Below are 6,410 nucleotides of genomic sequence, written 5' to 3'. Positions count from 1 at the left end.
TGGGTCATCATGACGCCTGCTTCGGCCAGCCAGCGATTGATGGTCTTGAACAATTGACGGGCCAGTTGATGCTGCTCGAGCAGGTGGCGGAAATTCATGATGGTGGTGCGATCCGGCAGGGCGCTATCCAGGGATAATCGGGCAAACAGGCGCATGGAGGCGATTTCGTACAGGGCATCTTCCATGGCACCGTCGCTCAGGTTGTACCAATGCTGCATGCAGTGAATACGCAGCATGGTCTCCAGCGGATAGGGCCGTCGGCCATTGCCCGCCTTGGGATAAAACGGCTCGATGACAGCGGTCATATTCTGCCATGGCAGAATCTGCTCCATGCGGGAGAGGAAAATCTCTTTTCGGGTCTGACGGCGCTTAGTGCTGAATTCACTATCGGCGAAGGTGAGTTGATGGCTCATGATGTCCCTCTGGGATGCGCTCCGGATGAATATGATGATCTCATATCAGGAACTTGTTCGCACCTTCCCTAAGTTTTGCAGAATCAAGTAACTATTGGCTGTTGTACATAGCCAGAGCTGCTTTGAGAACAGTTGTTTTGCGTCGGCCTGTCTGTTCGCTTCGGCTTCCAATTATTCGTTTTCTTTGAGCCAGTTATCTACAAGCTGGTTCACCACGTCAGTGATTGATGTACCTTTCCTGGCGCATGCAGCCTTAAACCGAGTGTGCTTTTCTTCATCAAAATTAACGTTAACACGTTTGATTTTTCCAGATGATACTGGTGCTGTTACTACTCGTTCCAGATCTCTGTTTTCACCAAAGGTCATTTTTTTTACTGACGTATGCGCTTTTTCAAGTGACATTCAGGCTACTCCGGTTTTTATACTTATTTGATTATATGAGTAAATGTGTAATTACTCAAACATTCTAACTATCTCTTTTGTAAGGATTTCTATTTCACCTTTTGCAGCACCATCACTGGATTCAAACACGCTGTCGCCATCAAGAATTGATTTCACGTAAACCTGACGTTGTGTAATAGCTGTACGAAATGCTTTAACACCGGTGTCTTTGATACTTTCTTTAAGCACATTCAACATGGTTGCCATTTCTATCTTACGGGTGATCAGAAAGCGGGCTTCAACTTTGCGGCTGTAAGCCTGTGCTTCCAGAACAGTAACGACGCTTCCTGCTGCGGAGAAATCCAGAGGGCTGGGGGTGACAGGGATAATTACCAGATCGCTTACCATGACGGCTGCGGAGGTGATTACTGAGAGTGAACCTGCCCCGTCCACAATAGCAAAGTCATAGTCCGCCAGATCTTTTCGGATTCCATAGACGTCTTTTTCAGATGCTGCTGTAAATACGTCAAATGCTGCCTTGCCCGCTTTGCTCCAGTTCGTCAGGCTCATTTGTGGATCTGTATCTACCACAGCAATGTTGTATCCGCTCCTGCTCAACGCAGTGGCTATGTTGATTACGGCAGTTGTTTTACCTGAACCCCCTTTCGGATTCAGAAATGAGATCACCTTCATACTCAAATCCTCAATTGTGTGTCTACTCAATTACTCCTGTGAGTTTTTGAGTTTATCATACTCTTTGTATGAGTAAAGGTTAATATGAGTTTATGTGTATATGAGTTAAGGAGTATCTACTCATTTGAGTTGTCTTGTGTATATGAGTGTTTGAGTTTATGAGTGTGTAGTGACAAGGTCACATCTACTCATTATTTGTTTTTTGGTTCTTTTAGAGTATGCCTTTAAAATACCATGCGAAACAGGTACTATATGGTTATGCTTTAATAACCTAAATTGAACTGGTTCGACATTGTGACTCATACCGTACCGCAAAGCTTTGTCCGGGCTTATTTACGCGCCTCAACATCTGAACAAGACGCTTCTCGCGCACTCGCTGCGATCGATAGCTTTGCTGATGAGCGTGGCCTTAACATCTGCAATTACTACATCGAGAATGAATCTGGTTCGCGGCTCGACCGACCGGAATTATTCAGACTGCTGAACGACTGCCGACAGAACGATATTCTCCTCATTGAAGATGTTGATCGGCTTTCACGCTTAACTGGTGAAGACTGGAACAGCCTGAAGAAGTTGATTCGCCAGAAGGATATTCGAGTGATGGCCATCAACGTACCGACAACCTGGATTGCTTCAGCGAGCCATGATTTTGATAGTCGCATGTTTGCTGCAATCAACGATATGTTGCTTGATATGCTGGCTGCTGTGGCTCGTCGTGATTATGAACAACGCCGGGAACGTCAAAGGCAGGGGATTAATAAAGCTCAAAAGGAGGGAAAATATAAGGGGCGTCAGGTCAATCAGGCTCGATACGATGCAATTAATCGGTTGCTCGATAGCGGTAGTTCTTGGAGCCAGGTTCAGAAAATTATGGCCTGTAGTCGAGGGACAATTAGTAGTGCTGTAAAATCGAGGGAAGATAAACGTGCTTTGAGTAAGTAGTTACAACACACAAGAAAATGTCTACCCGTCCTAGCTGGTTGGCTTGTGAGATGTTCCAGATCTATATAAATATCACCCGAAATTTCATCATCTGGATTTTCGAAGAGCCGTCCCTAACTCGTAAGGCCTCCTATTATATCGCCACTGAGCGTGGCGAGGTTATCGGGAAGTTATGTTCAACCTTGCTTGTTAACCGCCACTAATTCTAAAGCACCATAATGAGCTTGCCTATGGCAATTAGGACACAATGCTATAGCATTTTCCACGGAATCTTCCCCGCCTTTAGAAAGCCACTCAATGTGGTGAACTTCGAGAAATGGTGTACCATCTTCTTTCAAGAAAGGCGCATCACGCTTACAGCTTTGGCACTTACCCTTAGCCCTTAAAAGAACTTCGGCAACTACATACGGGCTTCGCTTATAAACTCGTGTTGTTACTTCGGTTAGCACTGGAGTTTTACTTTCCGTTGCTAAAATCTGTTCCCGTGTAGATGAGGGTAATTTAGCAGCAGCCTCTACTGCTTCTTCAAACTCCGACTTCACTTGACGGTAACACCATTTTCCTTGCTGATCCTGATATAACTCCCATATGCCATGAATAGAGGGTTGATAGATTTCAAAAATGTTTCCGCGCTTGAATAATCGATCATATTGATGATGGCGATGAGTCACATCATCTGTGCGTCTGGCTGTTTTGTTGAAACTCCAATAGCTCCGATTGCAATTAACCGTGTTAACTATTAGGTTAAGGCGGGTATCATCTTTATAGTGTGGGAATATTCCTCTAAGGTAATCATCCACTTGCTTAGCAGTTGCCGCCCCTCTGAACTGTTCCTCAACCACTCGCACAGTAGTGATTCTTATCGGTTGGTCGCCATACTTGTATGTTCGATTTGATTTTGAAAACATCAAGAGACCTCTGGCAATCTAAGATTTATCTCAGATTAACTTTCGAGTATAACTTGTGCAACCCTCTGATTTAGACAATTGCAGCCATAAAGCCCCGTTGGTGATACAGCAACAAGCGGAGCGTAGTGACGTCATCAGATTGTCAGAGGGATCACACCTTATCAGGATAACCGTGTACCTTTCGGAGCGTGACTGAAACGCTGATAGAACTTGCATGTGGTTTGCAAGAACCAATCACCATTAACCTGTTTACGCAGCCACAGGGCCGCACATCGGGATTAAATGCGGCTTTCAGACGGTGTACCTAAGCATCCTTAGAAGGCTTTGTGCACAAAGCTGCTATGCCCAAGGCTAACTAAAACCCAGTTACCAGAAAGTGCCTCTATCCAAAAAGCCAAAAAATATGCACAAGAGGCCGAGTTTTGGCAGCATGTTGGTAGCAAAATGCACTTTGTTATGGTTTCGGGTGACTCAATGAAAACGTTGGTTACGGTTTTTGCAGTAAAGTGAGTGAGCTAATGTAGTATTCGAAATTTCTGAATATTTCTTATGTGCCAAAAGCAGACCTTGCCAAAGCACGTTGTGCACGTTGCAAGACTTGACCCCAGACTTTCTTAGCGAAGTGTCCACTTTTGCGTAAGCGTGCAGTGAGAACCGTATTGACGAAGTGAAGCTGGTCAGGCAGGCAGAGTAACCCGCCACGGGAGCAGAGCACCCACCCGGTTCACAGGCCAGTCGGCGATGACATCAAGTACATGATGCAGATAGCGTTCCGGATCCACGCCGTTTAATTTGCACGTCCCGATAAGACTGTACAGTGACGCACCGCGCTCACCACCATGATCCGAGCCGAAGAACAGCCAGTTTTTTCTCCCCAGACTGACCAGTCGTAGGGCGTTTTCGGCAATGTTATTATCCACCTCCACCCAGCCATCTTCTGCATAGCGGGTCAGCGCCGGCCACTGGTTCAGCGCATACCCGAACGCCTTCGCCAGTTCTGAGTGCCTTGAGAGGGTTTTCTGTTTCTCCCGCAGCCACCCCTCCAGTGACGCCAGCAGCGGCAGCACTTTTTGGTGCCGGACTGCCTGCCGTTCCTCTGCTCTTTTACCTCTGAGCTCCGACTCGATGGCATACAGCTCGCCGATCCGTTTCAGCGCCTCCTCCGTCAGGGCTGACGGGGTACGGACGTGAACATCGTGGATTTTTCGGCGGGCATGGGCCCAGCACGCGGCTTCCTTTATATGGCCGTCGCGGTAGAGCTCGTTGAACCCGGCGTAGGCATCAGCCTGCAGTACGCCACTGAAGCCTGCAAGATGGGTCTGAGGGTGGATACCTTTTCTGTCCGGGCTGTAAGCGAACCACACTGCGGGGGCCAGCGCTGATCCGGCGTTGCGGTCGTCTCGAACGTACGTCCATAAGCGCCCGGTCTTCGTCTTCTTATTGCCCGGCAACAGCACCGGGACAGGCGTATCGTCAGCATGGAGTTTGCCGTCGGTCAGGACATAGTGCTGAAGGGCTTCATCCAGCGGTGCCAGCAGACGACAACACGCATCCACCCAGCCCGACAGTACAGAACGACTCAACACTACACCCTGGCGGGCATAGATCTCCGACTGGCGATACAGCGGTGTGTGCTCTGCATACTTTGAGGTCAGCACTCGGGCCAGCAGCCCCGGTCCGGCGATCCCCCGTTCGATGGGGCGCGAAGGAGCCGGGGCCTGAACGATGCGATCGCACCGACGGCAGGCATGCTTTTCACGGACTGTCCGGATAACCCGGAAGGCGCTGCGCATCAGCTCCAGCTGTTCGGCGGCATCCTCACCCAGGTAACTCAGCGAACCACCGCACTCCGGGCAACACGGCTCAGTCGGCAGCAGCCGCTTCTCATCCCGTGGGAGTGACTCAGGGAACGGTTTGCGGGTGCGGGTCTGACGCAGCGGGCGCTGCACTGCCGGGTCATCCACCCGGCCGGTCAGCGTATCGCTTTCCTGCTGCAGCAGGTTCAGGTCAGCTTCCATTTGCGCGATACGGCGAGATACCTTTTCGGAACGACTGCCGAAGTTCATCCGGCGCAGCTTATCCAGTTGCGCCTGCAGATGGTCTATTTCGCGTTCCCGGTTGCTCAGCTTTTCCTGCAGGGCGTGGATCAACGCTTCCTGTTCGGCCAGGCGCTGTTTCAGCAGAAGGATGTCGTCAGAAGAGGTATCGTTCATAATCCTGTATTTTACCAGGCTTATTCTGCGACAACCAGGATAAAGAGCGCTACAACATGGTCAGGGATGTCAGTAACCGCTTTGGCTGTCGCCAGTCGATACCTTCCATCAGCATCGCCAGTTGCGCCGGCGTCAGGAACACTTTGCCATCGCGGGCTGAGGGCCAGGCGAAGCGACCACGTTCCAGTCGCTTTGTCAGCAGGCACAGACCATCGCCGGTGGACCAGAGCAGTTTTACCTGACTGCCGCTGCGTCCCCGGAAGATGAAGACGTGGCCGGACATCGGGTCATCTTTCAGCGCGGTCTGCACCTTTGCGGCGAGGCCATTGAAGCCGTTGCGCATATCGGTGATACCGGCAACCAGCCAGATTTTTGTGCCTGCGGGAAGATTTATCATACCGGCCCCCGCATCAGTTCGCGCAGGACAGTGCTCATGAGTTCAGCAGAGGGATGAGTCAGTGTTATTTCTCCTCCCCGACATTTTATGTGGCAGGTAGCGGGAGGAGAGCAGGATGGTAGTTCGAAGGTTGGGAGAGAAGAGCCCGCCTGAAGCTGCACGGGTATCAGGGCAGGAAGCGACGATGAGTTTTTTCGGGGCCGACAGACCCGCCCTTCACGCTGCCAGAGCCTTATCCATTTAAAGAGCAGGTTATCATTGACGTCATGTTTCCGGGCCAGTGCGGCAATACTGCCTTCTTCTTCAAGAGCCAGCCTGACCAGTTCCATTTTGAATTCAGGGGAATAGTGTTTCCGGGGAAGTCTTTCTTTAGCGCGCATGAGGTGTCCACCTGCAAAATAAGTGGGTGCTTAAGTTACAGGATCCTGGATTCGGGACCAGACGGTACTCAGACGACGCTTAC

Annotated in this window: 7 protein-coding genes and 1 pseudogene; 1 reads left to right on the top strand and 7 read right to left on the bottom strand. The window is 50.0% G+C overall.

Features of this window, described 5'->3' with window-relative positions; all coding sequences use genetic code 11:
* The 3 genes and pseudogenes from OGW13_RS15655 to OGW13_RS15645 all read right to left on the bottom strand — a co-directional run.
* Positions 1–413: pseudogene (locus OGW13_RS15655) on the bottom strand (IS5-like element ISKpn26 family transposase); the annotation flags it as partial.
* Between the two features lie 171 nt (positions 414–584).
* Complete coding sequence (locus OGW13_RS15650; protein ID WP_000051066.1) at positions 585–815, bottom strand: plasmid partition protein ParG; 231 nt, start codon at positions 813–815, stop codon at positions 585–587.
* 51 nt (positions 816–866) lie between these two features.
* On the bottom strand, positions 867–1,487 hold the full coding sequence (locus OGW13_RS15645; RefSeq protein WP_000864788.1) for an AAA family ATPase: 621 nt from the start codon (positions 1,485–1,487) through the stop codon (positions 867–869).
* 294 nt (positions 1,488–1,781) lie between these two features.
* Here OGW13_RS15645 and OGW13_RS15640 point away from each other — a divergent pair, with 294 nt between their 5' ends.
* Positions 1,782–2,429, top strand: coding sequence for a recombinase family protein (locus OGW13_RS15640; RefSeq protein WP_024262784.1), 648 nt, complete (start codon positions 1,782–1,784; stop codon positions 2,427–2,429).
* Positions 2,430–2,605: 176 nt separating this feature from the next.
* Here OGW13_RS15640 and OGW13_RS15635 read toward each other — a convergent pair whose 3' ends face one another.
* From OGW13_RS15635 to OGW13_RS25740, 4 genes are all read right to left on the bottom strand, one after another.
* Complete coding sequence (locus OGW13_RS15635) at positions 2,606–3,337, bottom strand: HNH endonuclease (protein WP_073528072.1); 732 nt, start codon at positions 3,335–3,337, stop codon at positions 2,606–2,608.
* A gap of 677 nt (positions 3,338–4,014) precedes the next feature.
* Positions 4,015–5,550, bottom strand: a complete 1,536-nt coding sequence (gene tnpC / locus OGW13_RS15625; RefSeq protein ID WP_001000406.1) for an IS66 family transposase — start codon at positions 5,548–5,550, stop codon at positions 4,015–4,017.
* 49 nt (positions 5,551–5,599) lie between these two features.
* Positions 5,600–5,947 (bottom strand): IS66 family insertion sequence element accessory protein TnpB, encoded by a 348-nt coding sequence (gene tnpB, locus OGW13_RS15620; protein ID WP_000609174.1) that lies wholly within the window; start codon positions 5,945–5,947, stop codon positions 5,600–5,602.
* The gene (locus OGW13_RS25740; RefSeq protein WP_050586387.1) at positions 5,944–6,276 is read right to left on the bottom strand and encodes a transposase; all 333 of its coding nucleotides are present in this window, start codon (positions 6,274–6,276) and stop codon (positions 5,944–5,946) included. The genes tnpB and OGW13_RS25740 overlap by 4 nt, the downstream gene beginning before the upstream one ends.
* Positions 6,277–6,410 lie beyond the last annotated feature (134 nt).

Source organism: Citrobacter sp. Ca225 (assembly GCF_030337175.1).
GTDB lineage: Bacteria > Pseudomonadota > Gammaproteobacteria > Enterobacterales > Enterobacteriaceae > Citrobacter_A > Citrobacter_A amalonaticus.
Note: the sequence above shows the minus strand (reverse complement) of the source record. Positions and strands in the feature narration are given on the sequence as shown.